Annotated in this window: 15 protein-coding genes and 1 pseudogene; 10 read left to right on the plus strand and 6 right to left on the minus strand. The window is 37.9% G+C overall.

Going from position 1 to position 24,274, the window contains the following annotated elements:
- Positions 1–18 precede the first annotated feature (18 nt).
- Both F6K54_RS08650 and F6K54_RS08655 read right to left on the minus strand, forming a co-directional pair.
- The gene (locus F6K54_RS08650; RefSeq protein WP_293076523.1) at positions 19–6,798 is read right to left on the minus strand and encodes a type I polyketide synthase; all 6,780 of its coding nucleotides are present in this window, start codon (positions 6,796–6,798) and stop codon (positions 19–21) included.
- 346 nt (positions 6,799–7,144) lie between these two features.
- Positions 7,145–7,480: an acyl carrier protein gene (locus F6K54_RS08655; RefSeq protein WP_293076525.1), complete on the minus strand. Its 336-nt coding sequence runs from the start codon at positions 7,478–7,480 to the stop codon at positions 7,145–7,147.
- 280 nt (positions 7,481–7,760) lie between these two features.
- Here F6K54_RS08655 and F6K54_RS08660 point away from each other — a divergent pair, with 280 nt between their 5' ends.
- From F6K54_RS08660 to F6K54_RS08685, 6 genes are all read left to right on the plus strand, one after another.
- On the plus strand, positions 7,761–9,266 hold the full coding sequence (locus F6K54_RS08660) for a Rieske 2Fe-2S domain-containing protein (protein ID WP_293076527.1): 1,506 nt from the start codon (positions 7,761–7,763) through the stop codon (positions 9,264–9,266).
- Between the two features lie 450 nt (positions 9,267–9,716).
- Positions 9,717–10,994 carry an RNA-guided endonuclease TnpB family protein gene (locus F6K54_RS08665; protein WP_293076529.1) on the plus strand — a complete coding sequence of 426 codons (1,278 nt, stop codon included), beginning with the start codon at positions 9,717–9,719 and terminating at the stop codon, positions 10,992–10,994.
- A gap of 96 nt (positions 10,995–11,090) precedes the next feature.
- Positions 11,091–11,996: a TauD/TfdA family dioxygenase gene (locus tag F6K54_RS08670; protein WP_293076531.1), complete on the plus strand. Its 906-nt coding sequence runs from the start codon at positions 11,091–11,093 to the stop codon at positions 11,994–11,996.
- Between the two features lie 289 nt (positions 11,997–12,285).
- Entirely contained in the window at positions 12,286–12,888 is a 603-nt protein-coding gene (locus F6K54_RS08675; RefSeq protein ID WP_293076533.1) for an FcoT family thioesterase, read from the plus strand.
- A 124-nt stretch (positions 12,889–13,012) separates the two neighbouring features.
- Entirely contained in the window at positions 13,013–14,578 is a 1,566-nt protein-coding gene (locus tag F6K54_RS08680; protein ID WP_293076535.1) for a long-chain-fatty-acid--CoA ligase, read from the plus strand.
- A 326-nt stretch (positions 14,579–14,904) separates the two neighbouring features.
- Complete coding sequence (locus tag F6K54_RS08685; protein ID WP_293076537.1) at positions 14,905–15,045, plus strand: hypothetical protein; 141 nt, start codon at positions 14,905–14,907, stop codon at positions 15,043–15,045.
- Positions 15,046–15,082: 37 nt separating this feature from the next.
- Here F6K54_RS08685 and F6K54_RS08690 read toward each other — a convergent pair.
- Positions 15,083–15,571 (minus strand): annotated as a pseudogene (locus F6K54_RS08690) (transglutaminase N-terminal domain-containing protein); the annotation flags it as partial.
- An 829-nt stretch (positions 15,572–16,400) separates the two neighbouring features.
- On the opposite strand from F6K54_RS08690, the gene F6K54_RS08695 reads away from it, so the two are divergent.
- Entirely contained in the window at positions 16,401–16,757 is a 357-nt protein-coding gene (locus tag F6K54_RS08695; RefSeq protein WP_293076539.1) for a hypothetical protein, read from the plus strand.
- 311 nt (positions 16,758–17,068) lie between these two features.
- On the plus strand, positions 17,069–17,866 hold the full coding sequence (locus F6K54_RS08700) for an ABC transporter permease (protein WP_293076541.1): 798 nt from the start codon (positions 17,069–17,071) through the stop codon (positions 17,864–17,866).
- 553 nt (positions 17,867–18,419) lie between these two features.
- On the opposite strand, the gene F6K54_RS43725 is transcribed toward F6K54_RS08700, so the two are convergent.
- Together F6K54_RS43725 and F6K54_RS08710 are read right to left on the minus strand one after the other, a co-directional pair.
- Complete coding sequence (locus F6K54_RS43725; RefSeq protein ID WP_293076543.1) at positions 18,420–18,686, minus strand: ThiF family adenylyltransferase; 267 nt, start codon at positions 18,684–18,686, stop codon at positions 18,420–18,422.
- Positions 18,658–19,098, minus strand: a complete 441-nt coding sequence (locus F6K54_RS08710; RefSeq protein WP_293076545.1) for a ThiF family adenylyltransferase — start codon at positions 19,096–19,098, stop codon at positions 18,658–18,660. The genes F6K54_RS43725 and F6K54_RS08710 overlap by 29 nt, the downstream gene beginning before the upstream one ends.
- Positions 19,099–19,335: 237 nt before the next feature.
- Here F6K54_RS08710 and F6K54_RS08715 point away from each other — a divergent pair, with 237 nt between their 5' ends.
- The gene (locus F6K54_RS08715; protein WP_293076547.1) at positions 19,336–20,085 is read left to right on the plus strand and encodes an ABC transporter ATP-binding protein; all 750 of its coding nucleotides are present in this window, start codon (positions 19,336–19,338) and stop codon (positions 20,083–20,085) included.
- A gap of 417 nt (positions 20,086–20,502) precedes the next feature.
- Positions 20,503–21,519: an ABC transporter substrate-binding protein gene (locus tag F6K54_RS08720; protein WP_293076549.1), complete on the plus strand. Its 1,017-nt coding sequence runs from the start codon at positions 20,503–20,505 to the stop codon at positions 21,517–21,519.
- 801 nt (positions 21,520–22,320) lie between these two features.
- On the opposite strand, the gene F6K54_RS08725 is transcribed toward F6K54_RS08720, so the two are convergent.
- Positions 22,321–24,273, minus strand: a complete 1,953-nt coding sequence (locus F6K54_RS08725) for a PatA/PatG family cyanobactin maturation protease (protein ID WP_293076551.1) — start codon at positions 24,271–24,273, stop codon at positions 22,321–22,323.
- Position 24,274 lies beyond the last annotated feature (1 nt).

The raw sequence follows: 24,274 nt of genomic DNA on the forward strand, positions 1-24,274 counted from the left end.
AGGCACAAGGAATATTACTTATAGAAGTTCATCGAGTTTAGTTATGGCTTCATCAAGAGCTATATCAATTTCATCTTCAGACAGTTGATTAATTTCATATAGTAGACTTTCTGATTCCTCTAACTCAAAAGAATCCTCATCTACTGTTTCAGATTCAGATTTTGTATCATCTAATGACTGAATTATTTTTTCCTCTAGGTAATCAGTTAATGACTGAATATCTGGATACTCAAAAGCTAGAGTTGATGGTAGCGAACACTCTAAACTAGCTTGCAACTTATTCCTAAATTCCACAGATGTCAAAGAATCCATACCTAGATCAAAAAACCCTGTTTCTAATGAAATGGATTCGGGATTATTTATTCCTAACACTATGGCTAATTGACGACGGATATGATCCATTAATAATGAAGTACGTCTACTAAGTTCCGTCTCCTTGAGCTTTAAGAGAAATTCTGACTTAGATATTTCAGAACTTGTCTGGATTATTTCCCGCCAATCGGCTAAAAACTGCCATTGTTCTACTTTATCCTGCCACGCTAACCACTCAATGGGAACCACTCCTACTTCCACATCAGAACCACTCATCAGTAACTCTAGGGATTCTAATACCTGATTCGGAGATATTGAACCCATACCCTGTTTATATGCCCTAGCATCTGCACCCCGTTCTGCTGCCTCTCCTATTTGAGCAACAGCTCCCCAATTAATACTTAATCCAGGTAATCCTTGAGCGCGACGATAATGGGCTAAACCATCAAGGAAAGCATTAGCAGTGGAATGATTTCCCTGCCCAGGTGAACCTAACAAAGACGCTGCGGAAGAAAACAGTACAAAAAATTCTAATGACTGGTCTTGAGTCAATTGATGCAAATTCCAAGCTCCTTGAACTTTCGGAGCCATCACCTTCTCAAAACTAGACCAACTCTGGTTTTGTAGAACCCCATCCGACAACATCCCCGCCGCATGAATTACTCCTGCTAATGGTATATTTGACTTTTCAATGTTGCAGAACACTTTTGTCATGGATTCAACATCAGACACATCTGCTTTCTCTACTACGACTTCCGCTCCAGCCATTTCTAACTCAGCTAATTTTTTGTTAGCAGTCTCATCGGGCGATCGACGTCCTACCAAGATTAAATGTTTAGCTCCATTAGATACCATCCAACGGGCAACCAGTAATCCTAAACCTCCCAAACCTCCTGTTATTAGGTAGCTAACATCTTCCTGGAAACTCAGAGGCTTTTCGGTAGTAGCATCTTGTTGTATAATAGTTTGCCGATGATGACTAGACACCAATCGAGGCACATAACGAGACTGTCCACGCATTGCCACCTGGTCTTCCTTATCCTCAGACCATATTTCCTGAAATAGTGCATCAGCTCGATTCTCTATAGTATCATCTGGATCTAAATCTATACAAGTACAATTCAATTCTGGATGTTCTAAGCCAATCACTTTCCCCATCCCCCATAGTGAAGATTGGGCTACACCAGGAATTATCGGATGATTTAACGGTAGTGGTTGAGCACCAGAAGTCACTAACCATAAATGGGGTACAGTTGATAACCCTCCCTTGAGTAACGCTTGTACCAAAGATAAAGTTGTGCCACACCCAAGTTGAGATAAATATTCTAATTCTAAGGAGTTAATAGTTTTACCCACCCCTGCTTCCATACTCCAACATTGCACCACTCCATGTAAAAATTGAGTTTTTTCGGCGATCGCTCTTACAAGTTCCTCAAAGTCTTCTGGTTTTTTGGGGTTAATGGTAAATTCTGCCGGAGCTATTTGTTGATATTTTTCTCCAGTAAAAACTAAGGTACAAATCTCTCCTTTTGACTCCAGTTTCTTTGCTAACTGTTGACCTATTCCTTCTTGATTTGCTAGTATTAACCAACTATTCGATGTCTCATTCGTTTGCTCTAAACCTGTTTCATCTGCTTTTGCAACAATCACCGTATGTTGAGACAAAGCTTCTGAAATTCCGTCTATTTCTGGCAAGGTGACAACTTCAGGAAAACCTGTTTTCCTCAACACTTTTTTCCACTGGGAGCAACTCAACAGAGGGTGATCTGGTCGTAATTCAAGATCGGTAAATTTCCACCATCCCTCTAATAGCCCAAATACTAAATCCAGCCATCGCTGACGAGTTGTTATTTCATACAATACTAATATCCCCCCTGGTGCTAACAGTTGTCGCACATGAGATAATGTCTGCTCCATGTTGGTAGTTGCATGAAGTACGTTAGCAGCAATAATTACATCATACTGATGAGAATCAAAACCCTGGGTTGTCGGATCTACTTCTATATCTAAGGTTTGATAACTGATGAATGGATAATCCCCGAATTTTTCTTGCGCCTTGCTTGTAAATAATGCTCCTATATCAGTGAACACATATTCTGTTTGGTTAGGATTGAGATGAGGCAGGATAGAACTTGTTGTCCCTCCTGTTCCAGCTCCAATTTCCAACAACTTTATCCCTCGGTTGGATGGTAATTTCTCTATAGCTTTAGTGATGGATTTTTGCACTATAGTGTTCATCACTTTAGTTACAGTAGACTCTTCATAAAGTTGAGTTGCTGTAGTTAAATCTCCTTCAGGGAATACCAGTTGTACTGGATCTATTGTTCCTGTTAGTACCCCACTTAATTGAGATGCACAACGATCCAGTAGTTCCAATGTTGCTGCTTCCTCTGGATATTGACTCAGTAAATTCTGGCTTTTTTGAGTAGGGTTGACTTTCTCTAAGGTTTTTTGAACTTCCCATTGCTCTTGTCTAGGCTTAAGTATTCCTACTTCTGCTAATATTTGTAGCAGACGTATAAATAGTCGTTGTTGGCTTGGGACTATGCCTAAATGTTGAACTGCTGCATTTGTGTCGAAGCTTTCTGTTGGTTTATATGGCCAACCCATTGACACCAATGCTTGCACTATATAATCTACGCTTAATTCTTCTAAGCTTTTGCCAATTCCAGAGATACGAGCATTATCTAACTGAGTGACTAATTCTGTCACAGGGGAAGTTAATTGTTGGGAAATTTCTACAGGGATGGGTATGAAATCAGGAGGTAATAGTTTACCCAAACGACCTTTGGTTCTCCATTCTACTTCATACAGCCAATTAGTTATTGATTCGATTTCTTTTCCTAGTAAAGCTTCTTGAGTAGCAAGTTTTACTTGTAAGCCTTTGACTGTGGCAATTATTTCTCCCTCTGGACTCACTATGGTAATTTGAGTGGCCAAACTTTCTTGAGTTTCTAGCTGTTGAGTTACTGATGCGTAAGCCCATACCTCAAGTCCTGGAATACCATATAATTGAAATTCCTCTATTCCTACTGGCAAATAAGTTTTGCCACTATCTGTTTGTGGTAGAGCCTGAAATACTACTTGCAAAGCTGCATCTAATAATGCTGGATGGAAGTAATAATCAGTTGTTTGTCCTATCAATTCTTCTGGTAATTTAACCTGAGCTAATGCTTGGCTTGAACCAGACCACAATTTTTGAATGCCTTGGAAGCTACTACGATAGTCTATCCCAATTTGCCGACATTGTTGATAATGTTGCTTAACTTCTATGGTTTGACTACACTCACTTTGATATTTGTCTAGATCTATTTTTCTCTGAGTTGTTTCTGTATCGATCCGGATTTTTCCTGTGGCATGAATTACCCACTCTTGTTCTTCTTGCTCTTCTTGTTCCTGTTGAGAGAATATTTGGAATTGGAGGATTTGACTGTTTAATGGAGTAAGTATAGTTTGGACTGATGTCAATCCTCCTTCTGGTAAAATACATCCACGTTGGATGATTAGATCTTCCACTAATAAATGGGGAGTTTTTAATCGATGATTTCCTGCTGCTAGGGCCATTTCTAAATAGGCTGCTGTGGGAAATAGTGCTTGATTAAATACTCGGTGGTGACTAAGGTAATTAGGGGAATTTTCTCCTATTAGTGATACAAAAATTTGTTGTTCCCCTGCACAATTTAGTCTTTCACCTAAGAACGGGTGCAGATTTTTGCCTGTTGAAAAATGCTGTTTGTTCAGGAAATTATTATTATTTGTTTCTATCCAATGTCTTTCTCGTTGGAATGGATAAGTAGGCAATGATATTTTTTGACGGTTATTCTGTTGCTCAAATCCTGACCAATCTACTTTAGCTCCCTGGACATATAACTTTCCTAAGCTATCCAACATTTGTTGCCATTCATCCTTCAAAAGCGAAGCATCCTCTGGCTTCCCCCTTTCTAAGGGGGACAGCAGGGGGATTTTATTCGGACGTAGTGATGGCAACCATACTCCCACATTATCTGGTAGACATTGCCTTCCCATGCCCAACAATATTGGTTTCGCTCCTATTTCCAAGAAGATTTCATATCCTTGCTCATGTAAAGTCTTCATACTCTCAGCAAATCTGACTGGTTCTCGGACATGATTTACCCAATACTTGGCAGTAGTTATCTCCAAACCCACTTTTTGACCAGTAACATTAGATATCAGTGGTATTTTAGGTTGACTATAGGTTACTTCTTTGGCTACGGTTTCATATTCGGCCAACATTGGCTCCATTAATGGGGAATGGAAAGCATGGGACACTTGTAGAGCCTTGGTCTTAATTCCCATAGCCTCTAACTTACTACAAATAGTTCCTATTGCTTCACTTTCACCTGAAATCACTATACTTTCTGGCCCATTAATCGCTGCTATTGTCACTTGTGAACTATAGTTCGCGATCGCCTCTTTTACCTGAGATTCTGATGCCATAATTGAGACCATCTCACCATTAGCAGGTAACTGTTGCATTAACCGTCCCCGCATAGCGATTAATTTCAGACCATCTTCTAAACTAAAAACTCCTGCTATGCAAGCGGCCACATATTCTCCTACACTATGACCCATTACTACATTTGGCTTAATTCCCCAAGATTGCCATAATTTGAAGAGGGCATATTCAAGAGCAAATAGTGCTGGTTGAGTATAAGCTGTTTGGTCTAGTAAAGAGGAGCTTGACTTTTGTGCCTCTTGAGGATAAAGAATTTCTAAGAGTGGATGTTCTAGATCGGGACGTAGAATTCGATCGCATTGCTCTAAAGCTTGACGGAAAATTGGTGCTTGTTGATACAGTTGTCTTCCCATATTCACATACTGGGAGCCTTGGCCTGTGAATAAGAAAGCTAATTTGAGATGCTTGCGACCAATCTTTTGACCCTTTGCTACTCCTGGTATTTCTTCTCCTATTTCTGTAGCCTTTAATTGTGCCTCTAACTGCTTTGTTGAGTTGGCGAGCATGGCCAAACGATGTGGAAAATGCGATCGCCCCACATTAGCGGTATAACAAATATCTTCTATTAGTAATTCTGGATAGTTATTCAAGTGATGGTAATAACTTTTCACTAACTGCTCCAGAGCATTTTCTGTTTTAGCTGACAGGGTTAGTAGATGAAGTGGACGTTCTAGACAATCTTCTTCACTTTTAACTTTTGATTTTTGACTTTTGAATTGAATAGGAGCTTCTGCCATCACTATATGGGAGTTAGTGCCCCCAAAACCAAAGGAACTAACTCCAGCGATCGCCGGAATTGATTTCTCTGGCCAGGGGGTAAGGTTCTCCTGAACTCGTAGAAGCAGTTGGTCAAATTTAATATAAGGGTTAGGCTCATTAAAATGCAGACTTGGTGGAATCTGCCGATAGTAGAGTGACAGAGCTACTTTGAGCAATCCCGCAATACCTGCTGCTGGCTCTAAATGTCCAATATTGGTTTTCACTGAACCTACTGTACAGTAGTCATCCGAAGCGCGATTATGAGATAGCACTGCCCCTAGAGCATTCATTTCTATCAGATCTCCGAGCTTGGTACCAGTTCCGTGGGCTTCTATATATTGCACCTGAGCAGGAGCAATATCTGCATTTTGGTACGCCGCCCATAATAAATTTTCCTGGGCTAAAGGATTGGGAGCAGTCAGTCCATTGCTACATCCATCTTGGTTGACTGCACTTCCCTTGATTAAGGCATATATACGGTCTCTATTAGCCAAAGCTTGAGATAGTGGTTTAAGAATCACTAACCCTGCACCTTCACCGCGAACATAACCATCGGCCTTGGCATCAAACGTTTTGCAGCGACCATCCGGGGCCATAAATCCACCCTGGGAGGTAGCTACTGACATCCAGGGTGATGTCAGAATATTGACTCCTCCTACTAAAGCTAAGTTTGATTCTCCTCTTTCTAAGCTTTGGCAAGCCAAGTGAAAGGCTACTAAGGATGAAGAACAAGCAGTATCTATTGTTAAGCTCGGTCCCTGAAAGTCAAAAAAGTAGGAGAGACGATTCGCATTGATGCAATTTCTATTTCCCGTAGCTGTATAGGTTGTATAGTTATTAGTATTTTGGGCAATGAGTTCATAGTAGTCTAAGCCCGATGCTCCTATAAATACACCTACCAACTGACCAGCTAATTCTGATGGAACTTGTCCAGCGTCTTCTAAGGCTTCCCAAGCTAGTTCTAACAATAGCCGTTGTTGGGGGTCCATGGTTTGGGTTTCTCTGGGAGAAATTTCAAAAAACTGGGGGTCAAATCGATCTACCTGCTCTAGAAAACCGCCCCATTTGGTATTCATTTTTCCTGGCTTGGAGGGGTCAGGATCGTAAAATAACTGGTTGTCCCACCGGGAAGTTGGTACTTCTGTTATCGCATCTATGCCATTACATAGTAATTGCCAGAATGCTGCTGGATTTTTAGCTCCTGGAAAACGACATCCGATACCGATAATTGCAATGGGTTCTCTAGGCATAATAAATATAGTTTTTATGATGATTTTCGGTGCTACTGAACTTACCAGAACTTATCCAAATTATTATAGTTTGAGCATTGGAGACAAGCTTAAATGTTTCATCGAAGACTACTGGCAGAAACCTCTAAGCTCATATAATAGCTAGTTATAGCACTATAAGAATTGGTTAGGACATTTTTTAATACCTAAAACCCTTTTACAGTTCGCTATTCCCTATTCCCTATTCCCTAGCGCGTAACGCTATAATATCAAATTCGGTTAATTGCACATACTACGAAAATTGAGGCCACCAGTGGAAGCGGGTTAATCCACGAATCAGTTCATGGTGATTAACTAAATATTGTTCTTATCCAGCTAGGTGTTTTGCCATAGCTTCAATCGTGGGGTAACTATACACAATTGTTGGATCAATTTCTTGCTCTATCCAATCACTCAAATTATGAATCAGAGAAATTAATGCTGATGAATTTAGACCGTAACGAGCAAAAGAAGTTGTAGTAGAGACTTCTTCGATAGCAATATCTAACATTTGTGACAAATAGGATACTAGCCAATCCTGAAGTTCTTCTTCTGTGATTAGGTTCTTACTTTTCAAACTATTTACTACAGGCTGATTTTGGTCTTCAAAAGTTAAGTTTTCCATATATTCTGGACTTGAAGTTTCTTTTTTAGGCTGTTTCACTGAGTTCCCAACGTTTATAAGTTTTCAGATTACTATATTTTTTGGGTCAGCTTATGAGATCTAAATTATAGAACCCATTTGGTATCTCTAAAAACTTAGGCGATACTGCTAAATTTTGATAAATATTTATTACTTAACTCTCCCATGTACCACAACACAATCGCTTTTTTTTTACAAAAATTTATACAATCAGGGGTTTACTTTATCTCTGATTTTTTATATGATTATGATTATTATTTGATTTACCAACACAAGAAAAATTATCCCTAATTCTATAGATATGACTATTGAAGTGAATTTACCTAGTTCTCAGGAAACTCTTGATTGGTCAAGCGAACAACTTTACCTCAAACAAGAAGAAACATTTCAATGGACAAAGCAGTGGTATCCAGTAGCTGTTGTTGAATTCCTAGATCCATCTCGTCCTCACAAAATACAGCTACTAGGTAAAGAACTTGTCTTATGGAGGGATGGCTCTGCTAAATGGGCTTGTTTTGAAGATTTTTGTCCCCATCGATTAGCTCCTCTTTCTGAAGGACGTGTGGAGTCAGATGGAACTTTATTGTGTTCCTATCATGCTTGGCGTTTCGATGCTCAAGGAAATTGTGTCAGCATTCCTCAATCCAAAGACAAGCAGACTGAAATTAAACACTGCTCGAATTCTAAATCATGTGCTGTTGCCTATCCAACTCAGGTAAATCAGGGTTTAATATGGGTATGGGCAGAGTCAGGACTACAGGCTCAACAAGAAAGTCAGTTAAGAAAACCCCGTTTAATTCCCGAACTAGAATCAGATTCGGATCGAGTAGTTAAGTTCTTGTGGAATATCCGCGACTTCCCCTATGGTTGGGACTTTTTTATTGAAAATGTTATCGATCCAGCCCATGTAGGTATCTCCCATCATGGTATTGTAGGTAATCGTTATAAAGATGCAAAGTATTGCAATCTGTCTAGTATTAGGCAGATGTCTACAGAAGAAGGATTTTCCTTTGCTGTTACTCCTGTTGAAGAAACAGTAGCTGAAAAAGTTCATGAGTTTAAACCTCCCTGTTATACAACAATGACTGTCACTTATAAAAATGGTGGAAAATTAATCCTACCCATGTATACTATTCCAACTCGCCCTGGTTGGTGTCGCTATATTGGTTGTCAGGTTTTAGTCAAAAATGAAGCAGGAAAAAATCCAAAAGGATTATCATCATTTCCTTTACTAATGCCAACTTGGTTTGGTCATGTTATGACTTCACTATTTTTGCATCAAGATTTAGTATTACTTCATTACCAAGAAAAAAATCTGGCTCGACAACAACAGCAAGACTGGCTTAATGCAGTTTATACCCCCAATCCTCAAGACAAAATGGTAACAACCTTTCGTCAATGGTTTAAAATAAGAGCAGGAGGTAATATTCCTTGGGATTCAGGATGTAATGGTCAACTTCCCAATCCAGAGTCAGATAAACGGCAGCTTTTTGATGTGTGGAACACACACACTAAAGATTGTGTTGTTTGTCAAGATGCTCTGACAAACATCAATCGTCTTAAAGTATTAAGTTATGTAGGGGCTTTAGTCTGTTTATTGATAGGAATAGTTATCGATGCGCGAACTGTAGCATTTAGTATGACAACAACTGTAGAGACGAATATATCTCCTTTCACAGTCATACCTTCAATTGAATTTTGGGTGGCAATTGTAGGAGCAATTATTCTAGCAACCATAGGCTACTTATTGAAAAAGTTCAGTCGGTTGTTTTACGTTTATGAATTTGAACATTCACGCAATGATTAATTCAGCGTTGGTGAATTAAAGTGTTAGCTTTTCGGTGGCAAGAGCTGCATAAAGCTAGTATTTTAGGATGATTATGGCAGAACAGTTGAGGGACAATTTTTCCGACTACCTTCTCTATAATTCCCATTTCTCCTGACTCCTACCCTTACCCATAAGACTTTTTCAGCAAACCCTAATTAGTGATAAAAAACTTTCTCCCTTTGAACCAATATTCCCTTCTGCCCTCAGCATAGCTGCCTTCTGCCACTAATGTATAGATACCACTAAGCAATTAGAATCGATATCATATCAATCATGCAAAACCTTTGTTTGAGTGGTAATTCAACAAAATTTGAGCGACAAGTATTGACCGAAAAATTGGGTCTCAAGCCTCGCCCTTCAAGGGCGACTTTTTAGTTGCTAAATGTTTCAATAAATATGTTACAATACTATTAATTTAAATATCGGACTATGAAAGCTAGATTTAAGTATCGTATATATCCAACACCGGGACAAAAGCATCGATTAGCAAAGCTATTTGGTTGTGTTCGTGTTGTTTGGAATGATAGTCTAGCTTGCTGTCAAGAAAAATACAAACTAGGAAAAAATCAACCCACTAATTCTGAACTACAAAAACTCTTTATTACTCAAGCAAAAAAGACTGAAGATAGGGAGTGGCTTAAAGAAGTTTCTAACATACCATTGCAGCAATCTTTGAATGATTTAAACCAAGGTTATCAAAACTTTTTTAAATCAACAAAAGGCCAGAGAAAAGGTAAGCCTGTTAAACCTCCTAAATTCAAAAGTAGAAAGTCATGCGCAACTGCTAGATTTACAAGGGGAGGTTTTAAAGTTGGTCAACATAAAGTTTATTTAGCTAAGATTGGAAAACTCAAGATAGTTTGGTCTAGAAAGTTACCTGCTCCTCCATCATCAGTAACTATTATCAAGGACTCAGCTAATAGATATTTCTTAAGTTTTGTAGTAGAAACTTGTGCTAAAACCTTGCCTCATACTGATAATTCAGTGGGGATAGACTTAGGCATAAAAACTTTTGCTACATTTAGCGATGGTACGAAGGTTGACGCTCCTAAACCATTGAAAAAACGGATTAAAAAGTATCGAAAGTTAAGTAAATCATTATCAAAAAAAACCTTTGGGTCTAAACGATATGAAAAAGCTAGATTGAGAGTAGCTAAACTTCATGCCAAACTCAAAGATACTAGGACAGATTTTCTGCATAAATTATCCACTGAAATAATTCGTGAAAACCAAACAATTGTTTTAGAAGATTTGAATGTCTCCGGAATGGTCAAAAAGCGGTGCGACCCCGCGACGACGCCAGTCGCAAGGGAACGCGCACCAAGAGACCGTAAATTATCCAGATCAATATCAGATTTAGGTTGGCGGAAATTCCGAACACTTCTAGAAGGTAAAGCAGAAAAATACGGTCGCGATTTCAGAGTAATTAATCGTTGGGAGCCAACCAGCCAAAAATGCAGTTGCTGTGGTTTTCGTGGAGGCAAATTAGACCTTCAAGTACGAGAGTGGGAATGCCTTAACTGTGGTACAAAACATGATAGCTTACGCTTAACCGGAGGTTATCGCGATACCAACGCAGCGATAAACATATTAGTCGCGGGCGGGCAGTCTGAGACATTAAACGGACGCGGAGGCAAGCGTAAGACTACCGTCAAGGTAGCAGCAGCCTGTGAAACGTCAACCCGCCGAGGAGCTATGGCTCGGTAGGAATCCCCGTGCCTTTAGGCCGGGTGAGGATGTCAAATTTTTAACATATTCCTCATAGGATAATCACAAATTAATTAAACAGAGAGGTAAATAACAGTGAAAGTCCATAAACCACAACGAGAATCTATTGGAGCAGAAGTTTTAGATTTAGATGTTAAATTAACAAGTTCAGCAGAGGCGATCGCTATTAAAGAACTTGTTTACGATCATAAATTGGTGATATTTAGAAACCAAAGCCTGAATGAAAAGCAATATTTAGAATTTTCACAGAAAATTGGTACACCACAAATATACCCTCAAGATAACTATCATCACCCAGATCATCCTGAAATATTTGTATCTTCTAATATTCTCAAAGATGGGAAGAAGTTTGGAATGCCTGGAACGGGTAGATATTGGCATACTGACTGTGCCTTTCTCGATGAACCTCTACCTTTTACAATGCTTTATCCACAAATTATACCTCAATCAAATAGGGAAACTTATTATCTTAATATGGAGCTGGTTTATGAAAAATTACCTGCTCATTTAAAAATGTATGTTGAGGGAAAATATCTCAAACATGAAGCTAAGTGGCGTTACAAAGTGCAAGAGTGCGATCTAGATAGAGCAATTATAGATATTATGCACGATTTTGAAAACAGGTTTCCGGCTGTTCAACACCCTGCTGTCATTACCCATCCTGTTACTCAGAAAAAGAGTTTGTACATGAGTTCTGGTTTTACTACTGGCATTATAGGTCTTGATTATGAAACTAACCAAAAGATTTTGCAAGAATTATTCTCTTTTATGGAACGTGATGAATTTATTCATAAGCATAAATGGAATGATGGCGATCTTATCTTATGGGAAAACAGAACTCTAAATCATAAGGCATCTATATCAGTATTAAGTGAAGAAAGTCTCAACTATCGTATTGGTGTCTATGATGGCTTACCATTTTATGTATCTTCACCTTCTTCTGTTAACCCTAAAACCATAACGGAAGCTTTGGCCTCATGATAGCACCTTTGAAAAACCTAGCCAACCCTAGAGATTTCTAAGGTTGTCTCTCAAAGGTTGCAGATCAAGTCAGTAATGACTACGTTGGCAGGTAACGACCACCATAAGTGAACTCCAGCTTATGTGCTGGTCGCTCTAAATTAAGGACAGCGTTAAAGTGCGTCAATCGGAAGTGGGTTTTGTACCGATAGTGTTTAGAGTATGAACAAGCCTGGCCAACATGATCGAGGAACACTTTACTGAAAAGGACTAGACACCACAATGTCTAATACTAATAAGGAATAGAAATATGGTTATTAATATCAACCAAAAGTTTTCCAATATAGATAATGTCAGTCTAGATTTAGTCAAGAGATTTATTGAACCATACAAAGAAAACTGTAAATATTTAAAGCAGGCTAGATTTCAATTTTTAGAACCTACAGACTTATCAGAAAAATCGGAAAGTCGCAATCAGGAGATAGGGTATATGCAAGCTGATTTTTCTATTCCAGAATCTTGTTATATTGCTGACACTGGACACTTCAATTCAGTAGAATTTAACATTTGCTACAACCAACTATTTTATCTGATGATCGCTTACTTAGTGCAAAATAAGTTGTTCAATGCGATGGCAGACTGGGATTTAGAAACTTATAAGTATTATCAGCTCAGTAACTTCCTGATTAGTAGGTTTTCTAGTGTCTTCAGAAAGCCAATTAACTCTGATAATTTTCAAGGAACTCTATCCATTCATAAATACTCCACTCGTAGAAATTTGATTATGTTAAAGACATCTTGCGCTTTTTACGATCAAAATGACGGCTGGGCTGAGGGTGATATAAATATTGCTGTTTTAAGTCCGGAGTCAGAAAAAAGTCTAAATGAGACCAAAGAAGCTGTAGTTAATTAAAGCAATAGACTGGTTGGGATGACGGCCTCAGTTGAAGCAGGAAGTAAACATTAAAATGTCGCGTTTTTTGATGTTTTATATCGGTTTTATGAAGCAGTGTTAGCAAACAGGGAAGATTAATTTAATGATATATGATAATGACATTTTAACATTAGCCGATTTATCCTTAGTTCAAGGGAAAAAGTTTTCCAACAATAGAGCTTTGATTTTTAAAGATCAATCCCTAACTTATTCACAGCTTGATTTACAAAGCAACCGTGTAGCTAATGGGCTATTAGCAGAGGGAATTAAAGCTCAATCTAGAGTAGCATTGTTAGCCAAAGATTCATTAAAGAGTTATGAAATATTATTTGCTTGTGCCAAAATCAATGCAGTGTTAGTACCAATTAATTGGCGTTTAGTTGCAGCCGAAGTTAGCTATATACTTAGAGATGCTGATATCGAAATTCTCTTTGTTGGAGCTGAGTTTTATCCTTTAGTTCAATTAATTAGAGAAGAAGTTAAGACTATCAAAGCTTTTATCGGTTTAGAAAATACTGACCAGAATTGGATTGATTATAGTAGTTGGTATCAGCAGTATAGTGATGTAAAGCCTGATATTACAGTTAACCCAAATGACGTAGCTGTTCAAATGTATACCAGTGGAACAACTGGGAGACCTAAAGGTGTTCAACTAGGACATTATAGCTTTTTTGCTGTTGCTAAAGAATTTGCAAAACGAGGTGAGAACTGGATAAATTGGAGCAAAAACGATAAAAACCTATTGATTTTGCCTTCATTTCATATTGGAGGTTTATGGTGGGCTATTCGGGGTTTGGTTGCAGGAGCAGAAAATTTTATTCTAGAAAGTTTTAATGCTTTTGAAGTTCTCAACGCAATTGAAAAGCATCGGATTACAAAAATGTGCATGGTTCCTGCAATGATTCAAATTACATTAGTAGAACCCGAATGTAAACAAACAGATTTTTCATCATTAGGACACATTATTTATGGAGGTTCGCCCATCGCGGAATCTGTATTGAAGGAGGCAATGGCAATATTTTCCTGTGACTTTGGACAAATTTATGGTATGACAGAAACTGGAAATTGTGCTGTATACCTACCCGCTGATGCTCATCTGTCCGGTCGTCCTAAGCTATTGAAGTCTGCTGGTAAAGCCTTTCCTGGAGTATCTTTAGCTGTTTTAGGTAGTGAAGGTCAAAAGTTACCTCCTTTTGAAATAGGTGAAGTTTGCATAAATTCTCCTGCGAACATGATAGGTTACTGGAAATTACCTGAAGCTACAGCGAAAACTTTAGTGGATGGTTGGATTCATACGGGAGATGCAGGCTATTTTGATCAGGAAGGATACATTTATGTTTGCGATCGCATTAAAGATATGATCTGCTATGGAGGAGAGAATGTCTATCCAGCAGAAGTTGAAAACATTTTATATGAACATCCTGCAATTGCTGAAGTTGCTGTAATTGGTATTCCGGATAAGTTTCTAGGAGAAAGTATAAAAGCAATTGTTGTTTTAAAAGCTGGAGAAAAGACAAGGACATTAGATATTATCAATTTTGCTAGGGGAAAAATTGCTGATTTCAAGTTACCTACAAGTGTAGATTTTGTTGAATCTTTACCAAGAACACCTAGTGGCAAAGTGCAAAAGGGTAAGCTTCGTCAAAAATACTGGGAAGGAAGTCGGTAAAATTTGAATTATCATCTGCATCAACCATTATACCTAATGCAGAAAGTCCAGATGCTTTTAACTCTGTAGAAATTACATTTTTATTTAGTAGTTTTTCTATGCCATCAAAGGATTCATATCATGTCCGGTTGAATAATTAGACTTTGGTGGAAGGAAGGCAGGAGGCAGCTATGCTGGAGGCAGAAGGTTTTCTTTCATTGTCACCTTAATTTTATACACGCTCCGATGCTACCGGACATGATATCAATATATACAAATGGTTGTTTATTTTTATCTTCCCAAGGAATATCATTAGCTTCTATCAAATGTAGTTATATCATGTCCGGTTGAATACTTATACTTTGGAGAAGGTAAGGCAGAAGGCAGGAGGCAGGAGGCAGAAGGAAAGAATCGGTCCAAGCGGTGTAGGTCTGCATTGTCAGATTCAGGGCCAGGGAGGCCGTCAAGGGGCGGTATGTCTTCTTTGAGTTGAATTAAATACCCGGAAACAAACCGAGATGCTAAACCATAATGACGTAATATTTGTACTAATAACCAGGCTGTATCTCGACAGGAACCAATTTTTTTCTTGAGGGTTTCTTCAGAAGTTTGAATGCCTGGTTCTAGTCGAATTTCATAGGTAATATCTTGAGCAAGTTGTTGGGTAATAAGATAAATAAAATTGGTGGTGTAAGTTGTTGTTTGTCGGTTTTTTTCTATCCATTCCTGGATTAAGTTTCCTGATTCACTTATTTCTAAAAATGGGATTAGTTCTTTGTTGAGTTGATTTTCATAAGCAAAAGGATATTTTTCTGCATAATTTGCTAGGAGAAAATCAAAGGGATTTATTGGTTTGAGTTCGGCTATTAGATCGACTTCTATTTTGAGTTTATTTGTTTTTTGTAGAAAGTTTATTTTGCTAATGAAATTACTGTAGAGGTCTTGTTGCCAAGTAATTTGATGTTCTTGAGGTTCAATTTTTAGTGAATAATTTTGAATGGGGGTACGACAATGAGGAGAAGGTCTTCATTAATTGATAATGGATAATGGATAATTGATAATTACCTCTGGTTAAAACCGTTACGGAATTGAAAATAAGGAAATATTATTTCTTTTTTTCCCCTTAAAAGGGGAGGCTTTAAACCAGAATTGTTTAATTATTAATTATTAATAATTAATAATTCGGTAAGCATAATAAATGGGGACCGAGAATAATCGGGCGGTCAAAGTTATAAATAAGTTGATGATTAATACTGACTTTTATTGACATTATTATTTCTGCTGTCAAACAGGAAATAGGTTTGTTTGGAAACTGTTTTTATCTTAGAGATAATCTTAATTATCACAATGTATAGAGAAACACAAAAAATCTAATTTAGGTATTTATAGTTAATAATTGTACTGTTTTTTTGAGGTTTAATAATTCTTGATTTATGACTAGGCTAGCAGATAATAAATGGCTGTAATTAGAGGAATAAAAGGTTATTTTTTAGTTGATTTTGATTGATTTTCATTCTTCAGGCTTTAGAAAGAAGCCCCATCACATGATTATAATTAAGATAAATATTTATTATATCAAGAACTGACTTAGAAGTAATAAAATTTTATATATTATTTATATTTTGAGAAAAAATTATTTTACTACAAATAGGAAAAATTAGTTCACCAGAAGTTATGATAATTTCTAATTGCCATCGGAATATTTTCTGCGAAATATTGATAGGTGAATTAACTGAAAATTGATGATTTTGATTTAGGCTAGGGGATAGGAAGATTAGTTAGTTATTGATGTAATTGCCTCAATGAATAACCACTTCTCTAATCACCTTAATGGAAGGAAATTATGGATATTGCTGCTGAAAATATTGTAAAATTGGCTACGCTAGCTGCAGTTATAGATGGTAAAGCTACAGACGAAGAAAAGAAATTCATTGTTGATGAAGGTTCTTATTTGTTGAGAACTTCCCAAGATGAAATAAGAAACTTGAGCGACCTATGGATTGGAATTTATCAATCTAAAGATGCTGCAAAAAATCCTGGCGCAGCTCTTAATTTTGCTTTGGAGGCATTAAAGCCTTTAACAGATTCTGAGAAGCATCTAGCCTTTCACATTTGCAATAAAGTAATTCACATAGACAGAGTAGTAGGAGATTCTGAAATGTTATTCTTTTTTGAATTACGCAGATTGGTATTTTCTTAAGAGCTGATATCAAATCCGGTAGCATCGGTGTTATTCAGTATTAAAGATAAGAGTAGGGGCATTTTGCTCCACTCACTCCGCGACATAATTAGGAAAGTTTCTGCTTCCTTCCGAGTATTACTGTAATCTCTATTATCTTCTGCTATGAGAGAGCGATCGCGCCAAAATAGAAAAATACTAAAAATCTAATTAAACGGACATAATATTACCCATGGGCTCATCATCTCAAGTATAATTCTGGAAAATATGTAGTAGCAAATATTAAATCCTGTCAAGATTATATTCAAGTTGAAAATAGCAGAGTCAGGTTGATGATTAAATCTGATAAATTTGATAAAAATATATTCAAACTAATTCAAGTTATTTTACCTGAATTAATCGGCTTTCTAGGAGCGATCGCTATATGGCAACTACTAGCAATGCACTATAGTTCAATCATTCTACCTTCTCCTCTAGAAACTCTAGTCGCTCTGAAAAATTTGACAACGGCAAATAAATTAACTCTGGCTATTTCAACTACTACTTTAAATGCAATTAGTGGTTTCACAATAGCAACATTAAGTGGCTGTTTCCTCGGAATAATAGCTGGTATAAAACCATTGATTAGTCGAGCAGTCAGACCTCTGATTACTGCTTTGCAAGGAGTACCACCTATTGCTTGGATTGTAATTGCATTACTTTGGTTTGGCACTGGTAATTCTACTTCAATATTTACCGTTGCTGTTGCTACTTTACCAATTATTTTTATTGGTGCTGTGGAAGGTGTGATAAATATCAATTCACAGCTAATCGAAATGGCTTTTACTTTTAAAATTCCCATTAAAAATTTATTATTAGACTTATATTATCCACATTTATTATCAAGTTTATTTCCTTCAATATCATCTGGATTAGGATTAGCTTGGCGAGTAGCAATAATGTCTGAGTTATTATCATCAGAAACAGGTATTGGTGCAGAAATGAATCTAGCTAGAATTAATCTTGATACAGCGGAAGTAATGGCATGGGTGGTTGTAACAGTGGTATTGATTTTGATATCTGAATATTTAGTTATTCGCCCTATCCGCAGATTTTTAGAACCTTGGCATTATGGTGAAAAAAATAAGTAGGGAAGAAAGAAGGAGTCAGGAGACAGGAGACAGGAGACAGGAGACAACCCACCCCTGCCCCTCCGGTGGAGGGGAAAACAGGAGAAATGAGAATGAGCGAGGAGGTAGGATTCAACAATTAATAATTAATAATTACCTCTCCTTGAAAAGAAGAGGATTGACGCGGTAGGGAAAATTTTTTCTTTTTTCTCCTTTAAAGGAGAGGCTTTAAACCTTAATTATTCGGTAAAATATTTTAATCACCCCAAATTATTCGTAACATTATTTTTTTTAATTGGGGTTTGTAGACAGGAAGTGGCAGGTAGTTGACTGTCCCCATCCATTTTTTCTTCCCTCTTCCCTCTTCCTTCTTCCTTCTTCAAATATCTCCGCAAACTGAAGAATTTGGCTGCCTATAAATATCAAGTTTCCGAAATGTCATCTGTCGTAAATTACAAATTAATAGTTTTCCTAACAGAGGTTCTCCTAGTCCGGAAATTACTTTAATCGCCTCCATCGCGGCCATACAAGCAATTGTTCCTGAAATAGCTCCAAATACTGGAAACTCTCTTTTTCAAATGTTAGGTTTTTCGGGATACAAACAAGACAAACATGGTGTCTGACCAGGAATAATAGTTGTAATCTGCGCTTCCATTTCATACATGGCGCACTCTACCAGAGGTTTCTTCTGGCGAGCTATTTCGGAGTTCATGGCAAAACGTTCTTCAAAGAGTGGAGCACAGTCTACAACTAAATCGACTTCTCTCACCAAGCGCTCTACATTGCTTTTAGATATGTTTTCAGGAATAACTTCAATTTCTACATGAGGGTTTAATATCATGTCCGGATAATAGCGTGATAAAAAAACCTTTTCTCTTCTCACCTTTTCTTTCCTTCTGCCTCCTGCCTCCTGCCTCCTGCCTTACCTCCTCCAAAGTGTAAGTATTCAACCGGACATGATATAACTCCTTTAACCGACGTACTGCTGATTCTAATCGCGATTTACCTATACCATCATAAGTCATCAAAAGCTGTCGGTTTAAGTCAGAAGGTTTAATATTGCCTCCATGAGCTAAGACAAGTTTTCCTATTCCTGCAGCTGCGAGTTCTAAAGCTACGACGCTACCAACACCACCAACACGGGATATTAAAACCGATGCTTGTTTGAGTTTTTCCTGTCCTTGTTCGCCGAAACCAGGTACCCACATCTGCCATTGATAGGTTGCTTTTTCTTCTTCTGTTAATTTTTTCATCTACCTAATGTATTTAGTTGAAAGTTTCCCAGTCATATCAAATCCTGTTAAGAGGAACTTTGACAGTTTGTCTTTTGACAGAGTTAAACCTATTGTTTATAATATATAACGCTATTATATTAGGAGCTTAAAAATAATTCATTAGAGAATAAAATCTAGGAATTTAAGAAGCAGGTCTCCAAAATACCACTAAACCAAGAGTTAAAAAATATTCCTATAGTTAGTAATTATGCTAATATGATTGTCTTAGAAAACATTCACCATAAATACAGTAACCTCACGGTACTTAATAATATTAATATTCACCTAAAACCAGGTAAAATATTATGTTTGACAGGACCTTCTGGTTGCGGAAAAACTACTCTTTTACAAATCATAGCAGGCATAATTAAACCAACTTCAGGTAAGGTAAAAAATCAATTTGTACAGACAAGTTATGTTTTCCAAGAAGCAAGACTACTTCCCTGGCGTACCACTTTAGAAAATATTGCTTTTGGTTTAAAAGCAAAAAGAATAAGGAAAAAACAACGTCAAAAAATAGCGATCGCTCTAGCTCAACAATTAGGTATTAACGAAGCAGCTAACCAATACCCACATCAACTTAGTGGTGGAATGCAGCAGCGAGTTGCTTTGGGTAGAGCATTAGCAGTGGAACCCGATCTACTTTTGCTAGATGAGCCTTTTAGTGCTTTAGATATTGGTAGAAAACGCGATTTCCAGAAGCTATTGTTAAAGTTATTGAGCGAACGTAATATGGCGGCTATTTTAGTTTCCCACGACTTAGCAGAAGCAGTCTTAGTAGCAGACAACTTGATTATTTTATCACCCTCTCCTAGTAACATTGTCTATGAGTGGCAACCCGATCGACCGCCAACAGCAAGAGATGAGGCATACATTTACAAAACACTTTCTCAACTTTTGATGATTCCAGAAGTAGCGACCTGTTTCCGACTATCAACTGGATTATTTGTTGGTTCTAGCAGTTAGTCATTTCAGTTATCAGTTATCAGTTATCAGTTATCAGCTATTGCTTTTAGTTTAGGAGCAAAGCTTTATTAATTGTCTTACTACAAAAGTGACCTCCCTTGCTCTTAAAGTCAGTTATTAATTTAAACACTTTTCTGAAGGAGATATTCTTGTTGTTGTTAACGCAGTTCCTCTGGAAGAGGCTAGCTGACTGCTTACGTTAGTCGCCTACTTTTTTTGATTCTAATTTTACCGAATAATAAAGATTTAAAGCCTCTCCTTTCAAGGAGAAACAAGCGGTCGAGGGATGGATGGGTTTCCTAACCATATCCAATCGACCAAGAGAGAAAAATTTTTCCTTTGAGTCAATCCTCTTCTTTTCAAGGAGAGGAAATTATTAATTATTAATTATTAATTATTAATTATTAATTATTAAGAATGCTTAATCAAAAACGTCGTCAATTTTTACAATTAATATTAGCTACTACTGGTTTAACATTTACTACTAATTTATCTGAGGGAAAAGCAGAAAAAGTTATCGCTCAGTCTCAGGAAAAACTGGCAAACTTAGCCATTGGTGGCTCTCCAATTATGATTACAATTCTGCTAGCCTATTTAGCAGAACAAAGTTCAATTAAAAACTTAGTAGAAACAGTAGACTTCCGCATTTGGAAAACTCACGACCAACTCCGAGCAGATGCTGTTTCTGGAAAGCTACAAGTATCAGCAACTCCCACATCCCTTGCAGCAAATCTATATCAAAGAAAAGTTCCGATAAAATTACTTAATGTACTGGTTTGGGGAGTATTAAATATTTGGTCTAGCCAAAATATCCGCAGTTTTGAAGATTTAAAAAACAAAACATTACTAATAGCTTTCCGGGGCGGTTTGCCTGCTCAATTATTCTTTTATTTAGCCAAAGAAAATGGATTAGATCCAGAAAAAGATTTAAAAATTCAATACACCACAGACTTTGCTCAAGCAGTGCAATTATTATTAGCTGGTCGTGGTGATGCAGCTCTTTTATCTGAACCTGCTGGTACTGGTGCTGAACTTCGCGGTCAACAACAAGGATTAGATATAAAACTGGCGATTAATTTACAAGAAGAATGGGGAAAAGTAACAGGTAGAGCGCCTCGTTTTCCCCAGGCAGGAACTTTAGCTTTAACTTCTTTAATTGATAAATATCCCGATATAATTCAGACTATTCAAAATGGATTAGTTGAAGCGGTAAATTGGTCTCAAAAAAATCCTGATGATGCTGCTGCTTTGGGAGCAAAATATCTAGGTTTGAAAGCTCCTGTTATTAAAAAATCTCTGGGATATACTCCATTAGAAATGGTGAGTGCTAAGGATGCAAAAGAGGATTTAGAGTTTTGGTATTCTCGTTTATTGGAGCAAAATCCTAAACTTTTTGGTGGCAGTTTGCCCGACGATAAATTTTATTATGGATGATAAATATGACAGATTTTTTTAATCGCTGAAGAAACTAATTACCAGGCAATAATAGATATATAATTTCTCCAATCAACGAGATACATTTCCTAGTTAAGCTGTTCCCTAAAATGCTATATGTAGCAAACCAATAATTTGATTTATTGGTAAGGAAATAAAGTCTATTTTAACGGATAAAAATTAAGAAAACAGTTTTTTCTAGGAGTTTGGTAATTACACTCCCCATTTCCTTAGTGATATCATGTCCGGTTGAATAATTAGACTTTGGTGGAAGGAAGGCAGGAGGCAGGAGGCAGGAGGCAGAAGGTTTTCTCCCATTGTCACCTTGATTTTATACACGCTCCGATGCTACCGGACATGATATGAGATAAAAATTATTAGTAGCATTTTTTTTAGAGTTCTATTATAGGATTTCTCAGGTAAGTGAGGTACTTTTATCTTTCTTCCCTGTTGCCTGTTGCCTGTTACCTGCGCACAGCACTATAAATTTAATTTTTTTAAGGAGTTAAATATGTCAAAAATTTTCTTTATCGGATGATTTTTTTGTTTTAGGATAAAGAAGGAAGAAGGAAGAAGGAAGAAGGAAGAAGGAAAAGTATTACCTTGTCTAAGTTTTTAACTTTTGAACTGTCTTAAGCTTTACTTCGACTGCTATATAATTTCTTGAAATTATATCATGTCCGGATAAGAGCGCGATAGAACTCTGTTCCGTTTACGCGACCAAAAAAACTTTCTCTTTCTTCTTCTTTCTTTCTTCCTGACTCCTTTCTTCCCTCCTGACTCCTGATTTCAATGCAGCATTTAATTAGGAGAAGACCAAGAGCGAACCTCACCCAAAGTCACCGGAATTAGATCGCTCACATCAATAGTAAACCGGAATACCTTCTTCGCCCGACGGTTATTTTCAGGGTCAAAAAACTTCAACTGCACATCCCAACAATCACTATCCATCCTACAGAATGGACTCTTTGTCACCGCAATACTATCCAACTCCATGCCCACAGACACCGCTTGAGAAAAAGTTTGAGCTGCTTGGAAAGCATTAGTAGCAGCAAAATTCAACGCCCGGTCTTGAGAAGTTTGGCCCAAGTTCCGTAGATCGTAATAAACTCGATTCAAGAAACTACTCAAACTCCTCCGCATTTGCTCATCGTCAGCTTCTGCTTGTTCCCCACGCACTGCTGTCAAAGCCGAATTCACTAAAGTATTAACCCGCCAGCCATAAAGACCACGAGGACTAACAGGCTCAACTACAGGCAGCACTTGCCCTGAAAATAACCTCACTGTACGCCCAGTTAGTCGTCCGGGAATACTCACCCGCTCAATATACTCCTCAGCATCTTCTGCTTGCACTTCCCCTGATAGCAACTGCTGAAAAGCTTCATAAACATCCCGTGCAAATGACCCCGAAGGTTCGAGAGCGTAGATGGGAGTTAACTCCATATTCAAAGTCCAAATCAGAGACTTAGCTTCTGAAAGGTTAGCTGCCAAATAGTCCACCATCTGGCGTGCATCATAAGGGTTAGCTGGAATTTGGGTATTTTCAATAGTAACCGCCGGCATCAACTGTTTAAATGAGTCGCGTCTGGCTTCTGTTCCAAAGTCATAGCCCAATGTACCGATAACGTAGACTAAATTTCCCATTTCTTGAGGGGGTTGACTGGCAGTTATTCCATTTGTATTATTATTTGGCATAGAAGAAATTTGACTATCTGATGTATTAGTTGTTGATAATGGTTGTGAGGCAGTGACACTAGCTTCAATGGTGCCAGCAGCTACCACGCCAGTGTCCGATGGAATCTCATTATTATTTTCTGGACTAGCTGAGGCTTGCAAGTTCACTTCTGGAGTTGACTCACAACCACAACCACTGGCTTCGATACTATTATTTTGCTGTTCTGATTCTGACATTGTTTCTCCTGTTAAATGTGCAACAGCACCTGAGATATTGAGCTGACCTACTAAACAACGGCGCGTGTCTTCACTCAGACATGGAATAGCTGTCTTGAGCAAGGCAGTACGGACTTTTTGTGGGTCTAAATTTTCTCCCCTCTGCAACTGTAGAGCCATCAGTAATGCTGCCACTCCTGATACTACTGGCGTTGCAAAGCTAGTCCCACTTAATTGTATTGTACCGCCTCCTGGTTGAGCGCCTAAAATATTTTCCCCCAGGGCGAGAATACCCTGAGTTTGATAAGTCTGACCCCAGTTACTATAATCTAGAGGTTGTCCGTTTTCTCCTATTACTCCTACTGCCAATACAGCGGGAAGTGCTGCGGGAATGTGCAAGCATTCACAGCCATCATTACCTACAGCAGCAATAAGCAAAACGTTATTGTCTCGGCACAAATTTACCGCATGGTTAAGCCAGTCTTCAGCTTCACCATCATCTGTCAGCTCGCCCCCACTGATATTAATAATATTGGCTCCTGCATTCACAGCTTGTTCGATCGCCCGTGCCAAGTCTAGTTGAGAAGCTCGGTGACGAGAGTCTGAGAAAATAGGAATAATTAACCCTCGACAATGGGGGGCAATACCAGATACGGGAGAATTTGGCTGGCCGAAAATTATACTAGCAACATGAGTACCGTGGAGGGACATTTGATCTGTAGGACTAGCTTCGCCCTCCACCAAGGTTGGTAGTTTGGTCAAATTGGCTCCTGCAAAACAGGGATGCTTGAGGTCAACTAAACCGTCAAGTACTGCAACGCAAACCTCCGAGTTACCTTTGGTTTTTGCCCATAGTTGTTTAATA

This window comes from Okeania sp. SIO3B5, assembly GCF_010692555.1.
Classification (GTDB): Bacteria; Cyanobacteriota; Cyanobacteriia; order Cyanobacteriales; family Microcoleaceae; genus Okeania.